This window comes from Pseudomonas sp. NFACC04-2, assembly GCF_900119265.1.
GTDB lineage: Bacteria > Pseudomonadota > Gammaproteobacteria > Pseudomonadales > Pseudomonadaceae > Aquipseudomonas > Aquipseudomonas fluorescens_AA.
In genome coordinates, this window is the sequence record NZ_FPJC01000014.1 from 95,391 (window position 1) to 110,988 (window position 15,598).

General features: G+C 61.2%; 15 protein-coding genes. 10 read left to right on the forward strand and 5 right to left on the reverse strand.

What is annotated here, in order from left to right:
• Nucleotides 1–60 precede the first annotated feature (60 nt).
• Nucleotides 61–690 carry a class I SAM-dependent methyltransferase gene (locus tag BT125_RS18955; protein ID WP_072409229.1) on the forward strand — a complete coding sequence of 210 codons (630 nt, stop codon included), beginning with the start codon at nucleotides 61–63 and terminating at the stop codon, nucleotides 688–690.
• Between the two features lie 160 nt (nucleotides 691–850).
• Here BT125_RS18955 and BT125_RS18960 read toward each other — a convergent pair whose 3' ends face one another.
• Nucleotides 851–1,417, reverse strand: coding sequence for a transporter substrate-binding domain-containing protein (locus BT125_RS18960; RefSeq protein WP_072409231.1), 567 nt, complete (start codon nucleotides 1,415–1,417; stop codon nucleotides 851–853).
• Nucleotides 1,418–1,550: 133 nt separating this feature from the next.
• Here BT125_RS18960 and BT125_RS18965 point away from each other — a divergent pair, with 133 nt between their 5' ends.
• A complete protein-coding gene (locus tag BT125_RS18965; RefSeq protein ID WP_072409324.1) occupies nucleotides 1,551–1,976 on the forward strand; it encodes a DUF4399 domain-containing protein in 426 nt (141 codons plus the stop codon).
• 91 nt (nucleotides 1,977–2,067) lie between these two features.
• On the opposite strand, the gene serA is transcribed toward BT125_RS18965, so the two are convergent.
• Nucleotides 2,068–3,297, reverse strand: coding sequence for a phosphoglycerate dehydrogenase (gene serA / locus BT125_RS18970; RefSeq protein ID WP_072409233.1), 1,230 nt, complete (start codon nucleotides 3,295–3,297; stop codon nucleotides 2,068–2,070).
• A 205-nt stretch (nucleotides 3,298–3,502) separates the two neighbouring features.
• On the opposite strand from serA, the gene BT125_RS18980 reads away from it, so the two are divergent.
• The 4 genes from BT125_RS18980 to BT125_RS18995 all read left to right on the forward strand — a co-directional run bounded on the left by BT125_RS18980 (nucleotide 3,503) and on the right by BT125_RS18995 (nucleotide 7,804).
• On the forward strand, nucleotides 3,503–4,897 hold the full coding sequence (locus BT125_RS18980; RefSeq protein ID WP_072409237.1) for an FAD-binding oxidoreductase: 1,395 nt from the start codon (nucleotides 3,503–3,505) through the stop codon (nucleotides 4,895–4,897).
• Between the two features lie 41 nt (nucleotides 4,898–4,938).
• Complete coding sequence (locus BT125_RS18985) at nucleotides 4,939–5,604, forward strand: fumarylacetoacetate hydrolase family protein (RefSeq protein ID WP_060739697.1); 666 nt, start codon at nucleotides 4,939–4,941, stop codon at nucleotides 5,602–5,604.
• 231 nt (nucleotides 5,605–5,835) lie between these two features.
• Nucleotides 5,836–6,768 carry an SdiA-regulated domain-containing protein gene (locus tag BT125_RS18990; RefSeq protein ID WP_072409239.1) on the forward strand — a complete coding sequence of 311 codons (933 nt, stop codon included), beginning with the start codon at nucleotides 5,836–5,838 and terminating at the stop codon, nucleotides 6,766–6,768.
• A 121-nt stretch (nucleotides 6,769–6,889) separates the two neighbouring features.
• Nucleotides 6,890–7,804 carry an SdiA-regulated domain-containing protein gene (locus BT125_RS18995; RefSeq protein ID WP_072409241.1) on the forward strand — a complete coding sequence of 305 codons (915 nt, stop codon included), beginning with the start codon at nucleotides 6,890–6,892 and terminating at the stop codon, nucleotides 7,802–7,804.
• Between the two features lie 141 nt (nucleotides 7,805–7,945).
• On the opposite strand, the gene rpiA is transcribed toward BT125_RS18995, so the two are convergent.
• Nucleotides 7,946–8,620, reverse strand: coding sequence for a ribose-5-phosphate isomerase RpiA (gene rpiA / locus BT125_RS19000; RefSeq protein WP_060739700.1), 675 nt, complete (start codon nucleotides 8,618–8,620; stop codon nucleotides 7,946–7,948).
• Nucleotides 8,621–8,779: 159 nt separating this feature from the next.
• Here rpiA and ilvA point away from each other — a divergent pair, with 159 nt between their 5' ends.
• Together ilvA and BT125_RS19010 are read left to right on the forward strand one after the other, a co-directional pair.
• Entirely contained in the window at nucleotides 8,780–10,294 is a 1,515-nt protein-coding gene (gene ilvA, locus BT125_RS19005; protein ID WP_072409243.1) for a threonine ammonia-lyase, biosynthetic, read from the forward strand.
• 48 nt (nucleotides 10,295–10,342) lie between these two features.
• Nucleotides 10,343–10,768, forward strand: coding sequence for a DUF2269 family protein (locus BT125_RS19010; RefSeq protein ID WP_072409245.1), 426 nt, complete (start codon nucleotides 10,343–10,345; stop codon nucleotides 10,766–10,768).
• Between the two features lie 98 nt (nucleotides 10,769–10,866).
• Here BT125_RS19010 and BT125_RS19015 read toward each other — a convergent pair whose 3' ends face one another.
• Nucleotides 10,867–11,523, reverse strand: coding sequence for a histidinol-phosphatase (locus BT125_RS19015; protein WP_072409247.1), 657 nt, complete (start codon nucleotides 11,521–11,523; stop codon nucleotides 10,867–10,869).
• Nucleotides 11,524–11,666: 143 nt separating this feature from the next.
• Between BT125_RS19015 and BT125_RS19020 the strand changes: the two genes are divergently transcribed.
• Together BT125_RS19020 and ptsP are read left to right on the forward strand one after the other, a co-directional pair.
• Nucleotides 11,667–12,146, forward strand: a complete 480-nt coding sequence (locus BT125_RS19020) for an RNA pyrophosphohydrolase (RefSeq protein ID WP_003186867.1) — start codon at nucleotides 11,667–11,669, stop codon at nucleotides 12,144–12,146.
• A 22-nt stretch (nucleotides 12,147–12,168) separates the two neighbouring features.
• Nucleotides 12,169–14,448, forward strand: a complete 2,280-nt coding sequence (ptsP, locus tag BT125_RS19025; RefSeq protein ID WP_053180992.1) for a phosphoenolpyruvate--protein phosphotransferase — start codon at nucleotides 12,169–12,171, stop codon at nucleotides 14,446–14,448.
• A gap of 155 nt (nucleotides 14,449–14,603) precedes the next feature.
• On the opposite strand, the gene BT125_RS19030 is transcribed toward ptsP, so the two are convergent.
• A complete protein-coding gene (locus tag BT125_RS19030; protein WP_072409249.1) occupies nucleotides 14,604–15,350 on the reverse strand; it encodes an NRDE family protein in 747 nt (248 codons plus the stop codon).
• Between the last annotated feature and the right edge of the window lie 248 nt (nucleotides 15,351–15,598).

Here is a 15,598-nt window from a genome sequence, read left to right on the forward strand (position 1 = left end):
GGGGGCGTGAGTCTGCTTGCGGTATAGTCGGCTGACGCTCCTTACCCAAGTCCCCGAACCATGAAACACACGCCCGAAGACCTGCAGACCATCACCGCCACGACCCTGGGCCATTACAACGCGGTCGCCGACAGCTTCCGCGAAGGCACTCGCGATCACGACGTCAGTCAGAATATCGACGCGTTGCTGCGGCACATTCAGGCCAAGGCACCCCTGCACATCCTGGACTTAGGCTGCGGCCCCGGACGAGACCTGCGAACGTTCACCGCCATGGGCCACGTGGCGGTGGGCCTCGATGGCTCGGCGGAATTTGCCCGGATGGCGCGCCAGGACAGCGGATGCGAAGTGTGGCAGCAGGACTTTTTGAAACTCGACCTGCCGGCTGAACGCTTTGACGGGATCTTCGCCAACGCCGTGCTGTTTCATATCCCGGTCCAGGAACTGCCTCGGGTGCTGAAACAACTGCATGCCACGCTCAAGCCCGGGGGGGTGCTGTTCAGCTCCAACCCTCGGGGCGAAAATCAGGAAGGCTGGAACGGCCAGCGCTTTGGCGCTTATCACGACCTCGCGGCCTGGCGCACGCTGCTCAGCGAGGCAGGTTTTGTGGAGCTGGAGCATTACTACCGGCCGGCGGGACTGCCACGGGAGCAACAACCCTGGTTGGCGAGTGTCTGGCGTAGGCCTGCTTAGGATTTCAGGGCGCCATCGTGAGCAAGCTCGCTCCCACACTCGATCAGTTGTGAACTCATGCTCGGTGAACACCGCAGCTCCATTGCGGGAGCGAGCTTGCCCGCGATAGCGGTCCAACAGTCAATGAAGCTTGATGGCTTGCCTCATCGCCTGGAAGCTTTCATTCCTGTTTCTTCAGCCACTTCTGCGACAACTGCTCCAGCCTCCCGTCATCCTTGATACGCGTCAGGGCGTTATCCAGGCTGGCCTTGAACGCCGGATTGCCCTTCTGGAACGGAATCACCAGGCTCGGTGGCGGGCCGCTCTTCTCTTCCGGCTGGAACGACTGCACCATGACCAACGGACGCTGCGGCTCCTCCTTGCTCGCCAGCAGTTGTGCATCCGGACGGCTGTAAGCGGCACTGAGGTCGAAACGTTCCGCCAGTTCCGGGGTCAGTGCTATGTGGTTGATGGCAACGTCGTACTTGCCGCTTTCCACACCGGGCAGCAGGTCCGCCGCATCGGTGACCACGAAATCGGGCCGTACATCGAGTTCCGCCGCGAGCATTTCACCCAGTTCCACTTCGAAGCCGGTGAGTTTGCCGTCTTCCTTGAAGTTGAAGGGCGCGGTGTTGGCCTCGAGGGCAATGCGCAGTTCGCCACGGTCATTGATGTCATCGATCAGTTCGGCATGAGCCAGGGGGCTCAAAAGGGGTAGCAGGCAAATCAGGCCAGGCAGAAAACGCATGGTCACTCCTTTGTATTTATACAAGCGACGCTCGTTTCAGGCTCGCTTTGCTATGGTTGTTGCAGGCTTCGACAACGATTGGTCATGAAGTTGTGATGGCCAGGCGGATTTCATGGAAAAACTGGAGAAAAAAATGAAAAGCTTTATGTCTCGTGCCGCGTTGGCCGGTCTGTTATTGGGTGCATCGATGCTGGCAAGCGCCGCGACACCGGCACCTAAAGGTGCTGAAGTGTTCATCGTTTCCCCGAAAGACGGCGCGACGGTCGCCCAGGAATTCAAGGTCAAGTTCGGCGTCAAGGACATCGCCCTGGCCCCCGCCGGCGATGTGACCAAGAACACAGGCCATCACCATTTGCTGATCGATGTCGACAAGCTGCCTGCGGCCGGCGCGCCGATTCCGACCGACGCCAATCACATGCACTTCGGCAAGGCACAGACCGAGGCCACCATCAAACTGGCCCCGGGCAAGCACACCTTGCAATTGATCCTGGGCGATAGCGGCCACATGCCATTCGAGCCATCGATCGTGTCCAAGAAAATCACTGTCAACGTGAAATAAACGCAGGACTGGCTCCCACAGGTTACGTGCTCGACAAAAAAACGGGAGCCCCTTGCGAGGCTCCCGTTTTTTTACTGCAAGGCCAGCCTGCTTAGAACAACACGCGGCAACGAATCGTGCCCTTGATGTGCTGCAACTTCTCTTGCGCCAGATCCGAGTATTCGGCGTCGACGTCGATCACGACGTAGCCGACTTTCTCGTTGGTCTGCAGGAACTGACCGGAAATGTTGATGCCGTTTTCGGCGAAGACCTTGTTGATCTCGCTCATCACACCCGGGATGTTCTCGTGGATGTGCAGCAGGCGATGCTTGCCAGGGTGTGCCGGCAGGGCCACTTCCGGGAAGTTCACCGACGATACCGACGTACCGTTGTCGCTGTACTTGACCAGTTTCTCCGCCACTTCCAAGCCGATGTTGGCTTGGGCTTCGGCGGTGGAACCGCCGATGTGCGGGGTCAGGATCACGTTGTCCAGGCCACGCAGCGGGCTTTCGAAGATGTCGTCGTTGGAGCGTGGCTCCACCGGGAACACGTCGATGGCCGCGCCGATCAGGTGCTTGTCCTTGATCGCGTCGGCCAGGGCGTCGAGCTTGACCACGGTGCCACGCGCGGCGTTGATCAGGATCCCGCCCTTCTTGATGGCACGGATTTCCTTCTCGCCGATCATCCACTGGGTGGCGGCGGTTTCCGGCACGTGCAGGGTCACGATGTCGGACATGCCCAGCAGCTCGTGCAAGTCGTTGACCTGGGTGGCGTTGCCCAGGGGCAGCTTGGTCACGGTATCGTAGAAGAACACCTGCATGCCCAGGCCTTCAGCCAGTACCGACAACTGCGTGCCGATCGAGCCGTAGCCGACGATACCCAGCTTTTTGCCGCGGATTTCGAAGGAGTTGGCCGCGCTCTTGATCCAGCCACCACGGTGGCAGGAAGCGTTCTTCTCAGGGATGCCACGCAGCAGCAGGATCGCTTCGGCCAGTACCAGTTCGGCGACGGAACGGGTGTTGGAGTACGGCGCGTTGAACACCGCGATACCGCGCTCGCGAGCCGCGTTGAGGTCAACCTGGTTGGTGCCGATGCAGAAGCAGCCGACCGCCACCAGTTTCTTGGCGTGGTCGAAGATCTCTTCGGTCAGTTGAGTACGGGAGCGAATGCCGATGAAGTGAGCATCGGCGATCTTTTCCTTGAGCTGGGCTTCCGGCAGAGAACTGGTGATGTACTCGATGCTGGTGTAACCCGCCGACTTGAGGACGTCGACAGCCGATTGGTGGACGCCTTCGAGAAGAAGGAACTTGATCTTGCTCTTATCGAGAGAAGTCTTGCTCATCTGCGTAAACCTGTGTCCCGGAGAAAAATGGCAGGGAATCGGACAGCGCATGCTGACCCGACCGGCGTGACAGCCGTCGCCGCAGAACAGCCGTTGGGCACTACGCTGCGGGGTCGGTATGCTAGCATACGCACCCCGCTAAACACTCATTCCTGCGACGTGAAGCGTTCTCAGGATGACCATGAATTGTTCGAGAGTTCTGTCGATGACCCATCCTGCCGTGATAGATGAGCTGAAGACCCTGGTTGAGCCTGGCAAGGTCCTGACCGATGCCGACTCCCTGAACGCTTACGGCAAGGATTGGACCAAGCACTTCGCCCCGGCGCCTTCGGCCATTGTCTTTCCCAAGACCACCGAACAGGTCCAGGCCATCGTTCGCTGGGCCAATGCGCACAAAATCGCGCTGGTGCCATCGGGCGGGCGTACGGGGCTGTCCGCCGCGGCCGTGGCGGCCAACGGCGAAGTCGTGGTGTCGTTCGACTATATGAACCAGATTCTCGACGTGAACCTGACCGATCGTACTGCCGTGTGCCAGCCTGGCGTGGTCACCGAACAGCTGCAGAATAAGGCCGAGGAACACGGCTTGTACTACCCGGTGGACTTCGCCTCGGCAGGTTCCAGCCAGATTGGCGGCAATATCGGCACCAATGCCGGCGGTATCAAGGTCATTCGCTACGGCATGACCCGGAACTGGGTGGCGGGCATGAAGGTCGTCACCGGCAAGGGCGACCTGCTGGAGCTGAACAAGGACCTGATCAAGAACGCCACCGGCTACGACTTGCGACAGCTGTTCATCGGCGCCGAGGGCACCCTGGGCTTCGTGGTCGAGGCCACCATGCGCCTGGACCGTGCGCCGAAAAACCTCACCGCCATGGTGCTCGGCACCCCGGACTTCGACTCGATCATGCCGGTGCTGCACGCTTTCCAACGCAAGCTGGACCTGACCGCCTTCGAATTCTTCTCCGACAAGGCCCTGGCCAAGGTCCTCGGTCGTGGCGACGTTCCGGCGCCATTCGAAACCGACTGCCCGTTCTACGCCCTGCTGGAATTCGAAGCCACCACCGAAGAAGTCGCCAACCACGCCCTGGAAACCTTCGAGCACTGCGTGGAGCAGGGCTGGGTGCTGGACGGCGTGATGAGCCAGAGCGAAACCCAACTGCAGAATCTGTGGAAGCTGCGCGAGTACATCTCCGAAACCATTTCCCACTGGACGCCGTACAAGAACGACATTTCGGTGACCGTCTCGAAAGTCCCGGCGTTCTTGCGGGAAATCGACGCGATCGTCGGCGAGCACTACCCGGATTTCGAAATCGTCTGGTTCGGTCACATCGGCGACGGCAACCTGCACTTGAACATCCTCAAGCCGGAAAACCTCGACAAGGATGAGTTCTTCGCCAAGTGCGCGACCGTGAACAAATGGGTCTTTGAAACCGTCGAGAAGTACAACGGCTCGATTTCCGCCGAACACGGCGTGGGCATGACCAAGCGCGACTACCTGACCTATAGTCGTTCGCCGGTGGAAATCGAATACATGAAAGCCGTGAAAGCTGTCTTCGACCCGAACGGCATCATGAACCCGGGCAAGATTTTCGCGATTTGATACCTAAAACACCTGATGAACCCCAGAAGCAGGAGTCGGTAATGAGCTATCAGCACCAGTATGTCGACGGTACACGTATTCATTTCCCGGTGGGGAAAGTGGTGTGCATTGGCCGTAACTACGCCGAACATGCAAAGGAACTGGACAACCCGGTGCCCACCGAACCCTTGCTGTTCATCAAGCCGGGCAGTTGCGTGGTGCCGCTGGAAGGCGGTTTCAGCATTCCCGCCGACCGTGGTTCGGTGCACTACGAGGCGGAAATCGCCGTACTGATCGGCAAACCGCTGTCCACCAAGCCCAGCGCTGAAGAAGTACTGGACGCGATCTCCGGCTTCGCCCCGGCCCTGGACCTGACCCTGCGGGACAAACAGGCCGAGCTCAAGGCCAAGGGCCTGCCTTGGGAGGTCGCAAAGTCCTTTGACGGCGCGGCGGTGATTGCCCCATTTGTTTCGAACGCCACGTTCGCCGACCTGACCGACATTCCCGTGCGCCTGACCATCAACGGTGAAGTGCGCCAGGACGGCAACAGCAGCCTGATGCTCAATCCCATCGTGCCGATGATCCAATACATGGCCGGTTGCTTCTCGCTGCAGGCCGGCGACGTGATCCTCACCGGCACCCCGGCGGGCGTCGGGCCGCTGAATGCGGGCGATGAGCTGATCCTGGAACTGCCAGGGACGAGCCGCTTCGAAAGCAGCGTTCGCTAACGGCCAACCTTTGCCCCAGCGTGGGAGCGAGCTTGCTCGCGATAGCGGTGTGTCAGCCAACATCATGTTGAAGGTGACGGCCTCATCGCGAGCAAGCTCGCTCCCACAGGGTATACATGGCGCCTATCCGATCATTTACCGATTTTTTCACATGCCATCCGGATAATTCCGGGGAATGCGGCATCTGAGCCAGCCACTCCCCTAGCCGAATTTTCTGGAACGCATTCCCCGATGGCCAAAACCCAAGCACAGCCTGCCGCCAAACCTGCCCGTCGCTCGCGCTTCGCCCTGCCCTGGTATGCCTGGTCGCTGCTGGCGGTGGCCGTAGCCTATGGCCTGGCGGTTGCGATGCATTGGGACGACCGCGGCCTGCTTTGGCTATCTGAGCACTTCCAGAGCCCGGCCCAGCGCCAGGAAAGCATCTGGTTGCCGGACTACCACGCCGTGATCGACGCCAAGCCGCTACCGGGCATGGAGAAGGACGAGGCGTCCGATGTGGCCTACAACCCACAAACCAAGACCTTGTTCGCGGTCATGGGCAAGAACCCGTTCCTGGTGGAACTGACCCTGCAAGGCGACGTGCTGCGCAAGATGCCTTTGGTGGGCTGGAACAACCCCGAAGGCGTGACCTACATGACCAATGGCCTGTTGGCGATTACCGACGAGCGCAATCACATGCTGTCGATCGTCCAGGTGGATGCCAACACCCGGGAACTGAACAGCACTGACTTTCCTCACTATGATCTGGGCACCTCGCAGAACCAGAACAAAGGGTTCGAAGCGATTGCCTGGGACCCGCGCAACCAGCAACTGGTGCTCGGCGAAGAACGCCCGCCGGCATTGTTCACCTGGAAAAGCGATGGCAGCCAACTGCTCAAGGGCGACAAGCAGATTCATGTCAGCAATGAATTGGACCTGCGCAACCTCTCGGCATTGGCGATCGACCCGCGCACCGGCCATACGCTGGTCCTTTCGGCCGACTCCCATCTGCTGCTGGAACTGGACGAAAAAGGCGAGCAAGTCAGCTTCATGACCTTGCTGGGTGGCTTCAACGGCCTGAAAGACACGATCCCTCGCGCCGAGGGCGTCACCGTCGACGAAGCCGGCAACCTGTACATAGTCAGCGAGCCGAATCTGTTCTATCGTCTCGAAAAACAGCGCTGACAGGACTCACTCTGTAAGGTAAGTTCCCTTTCGTTGTAGGGTGTGGCACACCGCCATTAAGCTTCAGTTCAGGCAGCCGTGGTATTTCCACTCACCTGTTCTCATCCGAGCCCACCCCAACATGCGTCGACTCGCCCGTCCCAAACCCTTGATTCTGATATTGCTGACACTGACGCTGATCTGCCTGATCGCCGCCGGCCAGTATCTGCGCCTGTTCGAACGCGCCTGGTTCAACCTCCACACCTATTGGAAACCCGTCAGCGAAGAGACCATCGCCCTGGACCAATACCGCGTCACGGTCGAAGCCCAGGTGATCGACGGGCTGGACGATGACGTTTCCGCGCTGACGTTCGATCCGGTCCGCAAGAGCCTGTTCACCGTGACCAATAAAAACGCAGAGCTGATCGAGCTGTCCCTGGACGGCAAGATTTTGCGGCGCATCGCCCTGATCGGCTTTGGCGATCCGGAGGCGGTGGAATTCATCAGCGAAGACACTTACGTCATCACCGATGAGCGCCAGCAGCGCCTGATCAAGATTCACCTGGAGGACGACACCCAATTCCTCGACGCCGCCGATGCCGAGCAAATGACCCTCGGCGTGCACATGAGCGGCAACAAGGGGTTCGAAGGGCTGGCGTACGATTCGGTGGGCAAACGCCTGTTCGTGGCCAAGGAACGCGACCCGATGCTGATTTATGAAGTGCATGGGTTTCCCCATCACAATCCGGAAAAGTCCTACGCGGTCCATGTGATCAACAACCCCAAGCGCGATGCCGGGCTGTTCGTGCGCGACCTTTCAAGCCTGCAATACGATGAACGCAGCGGCCACTTGCTGGCGCTGTCCGATGAATCGCGGTTGATTATCGAATTGGATATCGACGGCCGGCCGTTGAGCACGCTGTCGTTGAGCAAGGGTGGCCAGGGCCTGCAAAAAACCGTGCCCCAGGCCGAAGGCTTGGCCATGGACGACGATGGCAACCTGTACCTGGTGAGCGAGCCGAATCTGTTCTATGTGTTCAAGAAGCCACAGCCTTGATGCATCACAAAACCTAATGTGGGAGCGAGCTTGCTCGCGATGGCGGTGTGTCTGCCAACATGAGTGTGTCGGATAGACCGCTATCGCGAGCAAGCTCGCTCCCACAGGAACTACTTCACTCAAAAGAGCTATTTCGCCAGCTTACTCGGCCCGCAGGGTCTTCACCCCTTCAGCGGTGCCCAGCAACAACACATCCGCCGGACGCGCCGCGAACAGGCCGTTGGTGACGACACCAACGATGGCGTTGATCTGGCTTTCCAGCTCCACCGGGTTGGTGATCTGCAGGTTGTGAACGTCCAGGATGATATTGCCGTTATCGGTCAGCACACCTTCGCGGTACACCGGGTCGCCGCCCAGCTTCACCAGTTGCCGGGCCACGTGGCTGCGGGCCATGGGAATGACTTCCACCGGCAATGGGAACGCGCCGAGCACGGGCACCAGTTTGCTGGCATCGGCAATGCAGATGAAGGTCTTGGCCACCGCCGCGACGATCTTCTCGCGGGTCAAGGCCGCGCCGCCGCCCTTGATCAGGTTCAGGTGCGCGTCGCTTTCGTCGGCGCCGTCGATGTAGAACTCCAGGTCGCTGACGGTGTTGAGCTCGTAGACCGGGATCCCGTGCCCCTTGAGCCGCGCGGCAGTCGCTTCGGAGCTGGCGACCGCGCCGTCGAACGCGCCCTTGTGTTGCGCCAGCGCATCGATGAAGCAATTGGCCGTGGAGCCGGTGCCGACCCCGACGACGCTCTTGTCATCCAGTTTCGGGAGGATGAGGTCGACGGCGGCCTGGGCCACGGCCTGTTTGAGTTGATCCTGGGTCATGCGGGCTCCGAAGGTGCCGAGAGGGAACGAAAGGTCGGCATTATAGGCGCCGCAAGGGCCTCGGTCATTGCTTGATTGAACGCAGATCCCTGTGGTCGCCCGGCCAAAAGCCGGGTTAGACTCCTTGGCCCTGCCCAACCCGCTCAGTGATGCTTTCCGATGCTTGAACAGTACGTCAAAAAGATCCTCACCTCGCGCGTTTACGACGTTGCCGTAGAAACCCCGCTGCAGACCGCTCGCCAGCTCTCCGAGCGGCTGGGCAACAGCATCTTGCTCAAGCGTGAAGACTTGCAGCCGGTGTTCTCGTTCAAGATTCGCGGGGCCTACAACAAGCTGACCCAGCTCAGCGACGAAGAACGCGCCCGCGGCGTGGTCACGGCTTCGGCGGGCAACCACGCCCAGGGCCTGGCCCTGGCGGCCAAGGTGCTGGGGGTCAAGGCCACCATCGTGATGCCCAAGACCACGCCGGAAATCAAGGTCGAAGGCGTGCGTTCCCGTGGCGGCAAAGTGGTGCTGCACGGCGATTCGTTCCCCGAAGCCCTGGCCTATTCGCTGAAACTGGTGGACGAAAAGGGCTACGTCTACATCCACCCGTATGACGACCCACACACCATTGCCGGGCAGGGCACGGTGGCGATGGAGATTCTGCGCCAGCACCCTGGGCGCCTGGATGCGATTTTCGTCCCGGTGGGCGGGGGCGGGCTGATTGCCGGGATCGCGGCCTACGTGAAATACCTGCGCCCGGACATCAAGATCATCGGCGTCGAACCGGACGACTCCAATTGCCTGCAAGCGGCCATGGCCGCCGGCGAGCGCGTGGTGCTGCCGACCGTGGGGCTGTTTGCCGACGGCGTCGCCGTGGCGCAGATCGGCCAGCACACCTTTGATATCTGCAAGCATCACGTGGACGAAGTGATCACCGTCAGTACCGACGAGATCTGCGCCGCCATCAAGGATATCTACGACGATACCCGCTCGATCACCGAACCTGCCGGCGCCCTGGGCGTGGCCGGGATCAAGAAATACGTCGAGTCGCGCGGCATCAGCGGCCAGACCCTGGTGGCCATCGACTCCGGCGCCAACGTCAACTTCGACCGCTTGCGCCACGTCGCCGAGCGCGCCGAGCTGGGCGAAGGCCGCGAAGCGATCATCGCCGTGACCATCCCCGAGAAGCCGGGCAGCTTCAAGGCGTTCTGCGAAGCCGTCGGCAAACGCCAGATCACCGAATTCAACTATCGCTACAACACCGGCAGTGAAGCGCACATTTTCGTCGGCGTGCAGACCCACCCGGAAAACGACCCGCGCAGCGCGCTGATCGCCAGCCTGACCGAACAAGGCTTCCCGGTGCTGGACCTGACCGACAATGAGCTGGCCAAGCTGCACATCCGCCACATGGTCGGCGGGCATGCGGCCCATGTCATCGATGAAGTGGTGCTGCGCTTCGAATTCCCCGAGCGCCCGGGCGCGCTGTTCAACTTTCTCAACAAGCTGGGTGGGCGCTGGAATATCTCGATGTTCCACTACCGCAACCATGGCGCGGCGGACGGCCGCGTGGTCGCGGGGCTGCAAGTGCCTCACGATGAACGCCACCTGGTGCCGGCGGCCCTGGAGGAAATCGGCTATCCGTACTGGGACGAAAGTGACAACCCGGCGTATCAGCTGTTCCTGGGGTGAACCCTACAGAGGCTAAGCTGTAGAACAAGCCCATAAGGAAATCGAACGATGGAAACGTTAACCGCGCTAAAAATCGCTCATGTCGTCGCCACGGTGTTGCTGTTGGCTGGCGCCCTGGGGCTGGCCGTCTGGGTCTGGCGCACGCGACGCAACGGCGATACCACGGCGGCCGCGCGCACGCTGCAACGGCCGCGACTGTTCATCTGGCTGGTGATGATCCTGGCACTGGCGAGCCTGCCCTTCACCGGCTGGTGGATGGTTCATCAAGTCGGCTGGCCACTGGGTCAGACCTGGCTGCTGGCTTCCAGCGTGCTCTACACCTTGGCGGCGCTGGCGGGGTTCTGGCTGGTGGTGCGGCTGAACACATTGCGCAAGGCGCCGGGAGGCAGCGGGAAGTTCACCTTTGCCCTGGCACTGTTCAGTGTTGTCTGCTTGATCGCCATTGCGGGGTTGATGGGGGCCAAGCCGGTTTAAGGTTTTGGACCGGGTCGCTTTCATCGCGAGCAAGCCACAGGGGATTTGCGTCGATCATGCAACCTCTGTGGGAGCGAGCTTGCTCGCGATAGCCTGTTTCAGCCGCGCAACGAAATCACCGGCCAACCCCGCTTCTCGGCCTCGGCCCGAAGATTCGGATCTGGATCCACCGCCACCGGGTGCGTCACCACCTCCAGCAACGGCAAGTCGTTCATCGAATCGCTATAGAAATAGCTGCCCTCCAACGAATGCCCGGTTTCTTCCAGCCAACGGTTGAGGCGCGTCACCTTGCCTTCGCGAAAGCAGGGTATGTCGGTGCTGCGGCCGCTGTAGCGCCCGTCGATCATCTCGCACTCGGTGGCGATCAGGGTTTCGACGCCCAGGCGCTCGGCAATCGGCGCAGTGACGAAGCGATTGGTGGCGGTAATGATCACCAGCTTGTCGCCAGCGTCACGGTGCTTTTTCAGCAGTTCGATGGCCTGGGGCAATACGATCGGCTCGATGCAGTCGCGCATGTAGTCCAGGTGCCACTGGGCCAGCACGTGCATTTCGGTACGGCCGAGGATTTCCAGGCAAAAATTCAGGTACTCGGCGTTGTCGAGCTTGCCGGCCAGGTAATCCTGGTAGAACGCGTCGTTGCGTGCCTTGTACGTGACAGCATCCAGAAAACCGCGCTCACACAGGTAATCGCCCCACGCATGGTCGCTGTCGCCGCCCAGCAATGTGTTATCCAAGTCGAATAAAGCCAGCCGCATTGCAGTTACTCGCTGAAAAATCTGAAGAAAGGCGTCCAGAATACGGACTTTTCACAAGAGTGCACATAAGCTAGGGGCGCTCGTTGCTGCTTTCACAACCTTTGTGGAACAATGCGGCGACATGCGTTTGCGAGGTTGTTGCCGTGATCGATCCCGATGGTTTCCGCCCCAATGTGGGGATCATTCTTACGAATGATGCTGGGCAGGTGCTATGGGCTCGCCGTATCAATCAAGACGCCTGGCAGTTTCCCCAGGGTGGGATCAACCCCCAGGAGACGCCGGAAGAGGCCTTGTACCGCGAGTTGAACGAAGAAGTGGGGCTTGAGCGAGAAGATGTCGAAATACTCGCCTGCACCCGAGGCTGGTTGCGCTATCGTTTGCCGCAACGCCTGGTCCGCACGCACAGCCAACCGCTGTGCATCGGCCAGAAGCAGAAATGGTTTCTCCTGCGCCTGATCTCCAACGAGCAGCGGGTGCGGATGGATTTGACCGGTAAACCGGAGTTCGATGGCTGGCGCTGGGTCAGCTATTGGTATCCGTTGGGCCAGGTGGTGACATTCAAGCGCGAAGTGTATCGACGCGCTCTCAAAGAGCTTGCCCCGCGCCTGCTGACGCGCGACTGACGACGGAGTTCGACCCCGAGCCATGCTCAATACGCTGCGCAAGATCGTCCAGGAAGTTAACTCCGCCAAGGATCTCAAGGCGGCGTTGGGGATTATTGTATTGCGCGTCAAAGAGGCCATGGGCAGCCAGGTCTGCTCGGTCTACCTGCTGGACCCCGAGACCAACCGTTTCGTGCTGATGGCCACCGAGGGCTTGAACAAGCGCTCCATTGGCAAGGTCAGCATGGCCCCCAATGAAGGCCTGGTCGGCCTGGTCGGCACGCGCGAAGAACCCCTGAACCTCGAAAACGCCGCGGATCACCCGCGCTACCGCTACTTTGCCGAAACGGGCGAAGAGCGTTATGCCTCGTTCCTCGGCGCACCGATCATCCACCACCGCCGCGTCGTCGGCGTGTTGGTCATCCAGCAAAAAGAGCGCCGCCAGTTCGACGAAGGTGAAGAAGCCTTCCTCGTGACCATGAGCGCGCAACTGGCCGGCGTTATCGCCCACGCCGAGGCCACCGGCTCGATCAGCGGCCTGGGTCGCCAGGGCAAGGGCATCCAGGAGGCCAAGTTCGTCGGCGTGCCGGGTTCGCCGGGCGCGGCGGTGGGCACGGCCGTGGTCATGTTGCCGCCCGCCGACCTCGACGTGGTGCCGGACAAGACCATCACCGACATCAACGCCGAGCTGGGCCTGTTCAAGACCGCCATCGAAGGCGTGCGGGCCGACATGCGGGCCCTGTCGGCCAAGCTGGCGACGCAGCTGCGCCCTGAAGAGCGCGCGTTGTTCGACGTTTACCTGATGATGCTCGACGATGCCTCCCTGGGCAGCGAAGTGACCACCGTCATCAAGACCGGCCAGTGGGCCCAGGGCGCGCTGCGCCAGGTGGTGACCGATCACGTCAACCGCTTCGAACTGATGGACGACGCCTACCTGCGCGAGCGCGCCTCGGACGTCAAGGACCTTGGCCGCCGCTTGCTGGCCTACTTGCAGCAGGAGCGCCAGCAGACCCTGGTCTACCCGGACAACACCATCCTGGTCAGCGAAGAGCTGACCCCGGCCATGCTCGGCGAAGTGCCCGAAGGCAAGCTGGCGGGGCTGGTCTCGGTATTGGGCTCGGGCAACTCCCACGTGGCGATCCTGGCCCGGGCCATGGGTATCCCGACGGTGATGGGCCTGGTGGACCTGCCATACTCCAAGGTCGACGGCATCCAGATGATCGTCGATGGCTACCACGGCGAGGTCTACACCAACCCCAGCGACGTCCTGCGCAAGCAGTTTGCCGATGTGGTGGAGGAAGAGAAGCAACTGTCCCTGGGACTGGATGCGCTGCGGGACCTGCCGTGCGTGACCCTCGACGGCCACCGCATGCCGCTGTGGGTCAACACCGGCCTGCTGGCCGACGTGGCCCGGGCACAGAAGCGTGGGGCCGAGGGTGTGGGCCTGTACCGCACCGAAGTGCCGTTCATGATCAACCAGCGCTTCCCCAGCGAAAAGGAACAGCTGGCGATCTACCGTGAGCAACTGGCCGCGTTCCACCCGCAACCGGTGACCATGCGCAGCCTGGACATCGGCGGCGACAAGTCCCTGTCCTACTTCCCGATCAAGGAAGACAACCCGTTCCTCGGCTGGCGCGGCATCCGCGTGACGCTCGACCACCCGGAAATCTTCCTGGTCCAGGCCCGCGCCATGCTCAAGGCCAGCGAGGGCCTGAACAACCTGCGCATCCTGTTGCCGATGATCTCCGGCACCCATGAACTGGAAGAAGCCCTGCACCTGATCCACCGGGCCTGGGGCGAAGTGCGCGACGAAGGCACCGACGTGCCGATGCCACCGGTGGGGGTGATGATCGAGATCCCGGCCGCGGTGTACCAGACCAAGGAACTGGCACGGCAGGTGGACTTCCTCTCGGTAGGTTCCAACGACCTGACCCAGTACCTGCTGGCCGTGGACCGCAACAACCCACGGGTCGCCGACCTGTATGACTACCTGCACCCGGCGGTGCTGCAAGCCCTGCAGAACGTGGTACGTGACGCCCATGCCGAAGGCAAGCCGGTGAGCATCTGCGGCGAGATGGCCGGCGACCCGGCGGCCGCGGTGCTGCTGATGGCAATGGGGTTCGACAGCCTGTCGATGAACGCCACCAACCTGCCGAAAGTGAAGTGGATGCTGCGCCAGATCAACCTCAGCAAGGCCCAGGAATTGCTGGCGGAAGTGATGACCATCGACAACCCGCAAGTGATCCACAGCTCCCTGCAACTGGCGCTGAAGAACCTTGGGTTGGCGCGGATGATCAATCCGGCTTCGAACAAGACGCTCTAGGCCGTCCAACGAGCATTTGTGGCGAGGGAGCTTGCTCCCGCTGGAGTGCGAAGCACTCCTGATTGCAATCTTGCATAGAATTGCGTCAGCAGGTTTGCGACTGCTTCGCAGCCGAGCGGGAGCAAGCTCCCTCGCCACAGGTCCTCGCTAATCCCTCAAACTCGCAGCTCCACCTCCCCCAAATGCCCCCCGTGGGGCCCGAAACTGCGCTCGACCATGTGCCGTGTCCCATCGGCATGGACAATCAGCGCCGTACTCGCCCGCGTCCCGTAGGCCGGGCTGGCAATGAACACACTCGATAGCAGCATCTCGGTCGCCAGGCCCACGCCCGTGTCTGGCAGTTCCGCCACCGGCGCGGGTTGTGGGTCGTTCAGCAGCGCCAACAAGGCCTGGGGCTGCGGATCGTCCAGTACCTCGCCCAGGGCCGCCCGAGCCTTGAGCAATTTGGGCCATGGCGTGTTCAGCCCAGCGTTCGACAAACCATAGACGCCCTCGGCCAGCCGCTGGGGCTGGGTATCGCGGGCGTTGTAGTGCCACAGCTCGTTGCCATCGCCAAGCAGCAGGTTGAAACCACCATACTCGTTGGCGCGGGGCACGATTTCGCCGAGGTAATCGGCAATCGACAGCTTCCCGGTCAGGAACCGCGCTACCAGCTCACCGCGCGACTTGAAGGCCGGCAATTGGCCCGGGTCGCGGATGTTAGTCAGGGCGGCAAAACGACCTTCGGCACCAATGCCGAGCCAGGTGCCACCGGCTTCGAGATCGCGCCCGGCATGGACATGGGGCGCGTCAGGCCATTGGGCCAGGGGCAAGGTCGGCCGGGCGTAGAATTCGTCGCGGTTGGCCGCCACGATCAGCGGTTGGGCGTGGCCGGGTCGCCAAGCCAATACGATCAGGCACATCAGGTCGTCCTGTTAAAAAATGAACCGAACACTCCGCTTTTGTGGCGAGGGGATTTATCCCCGCTGGGCTGCGAAGCAGCCCCAGAACGGCTAACTCAACCAACCTGACGCACCGAGATGCCGGGTTTTCAGGGCTGCTTCGCAGCCCAACGGGGATAAATCCCCCCGCCACAGAGGTTCCGCTGCGAGTCAGCTATAGATCACTCTACCCATCCATCGCCCGCACATCCATCGCCTTCAGTGGAGCC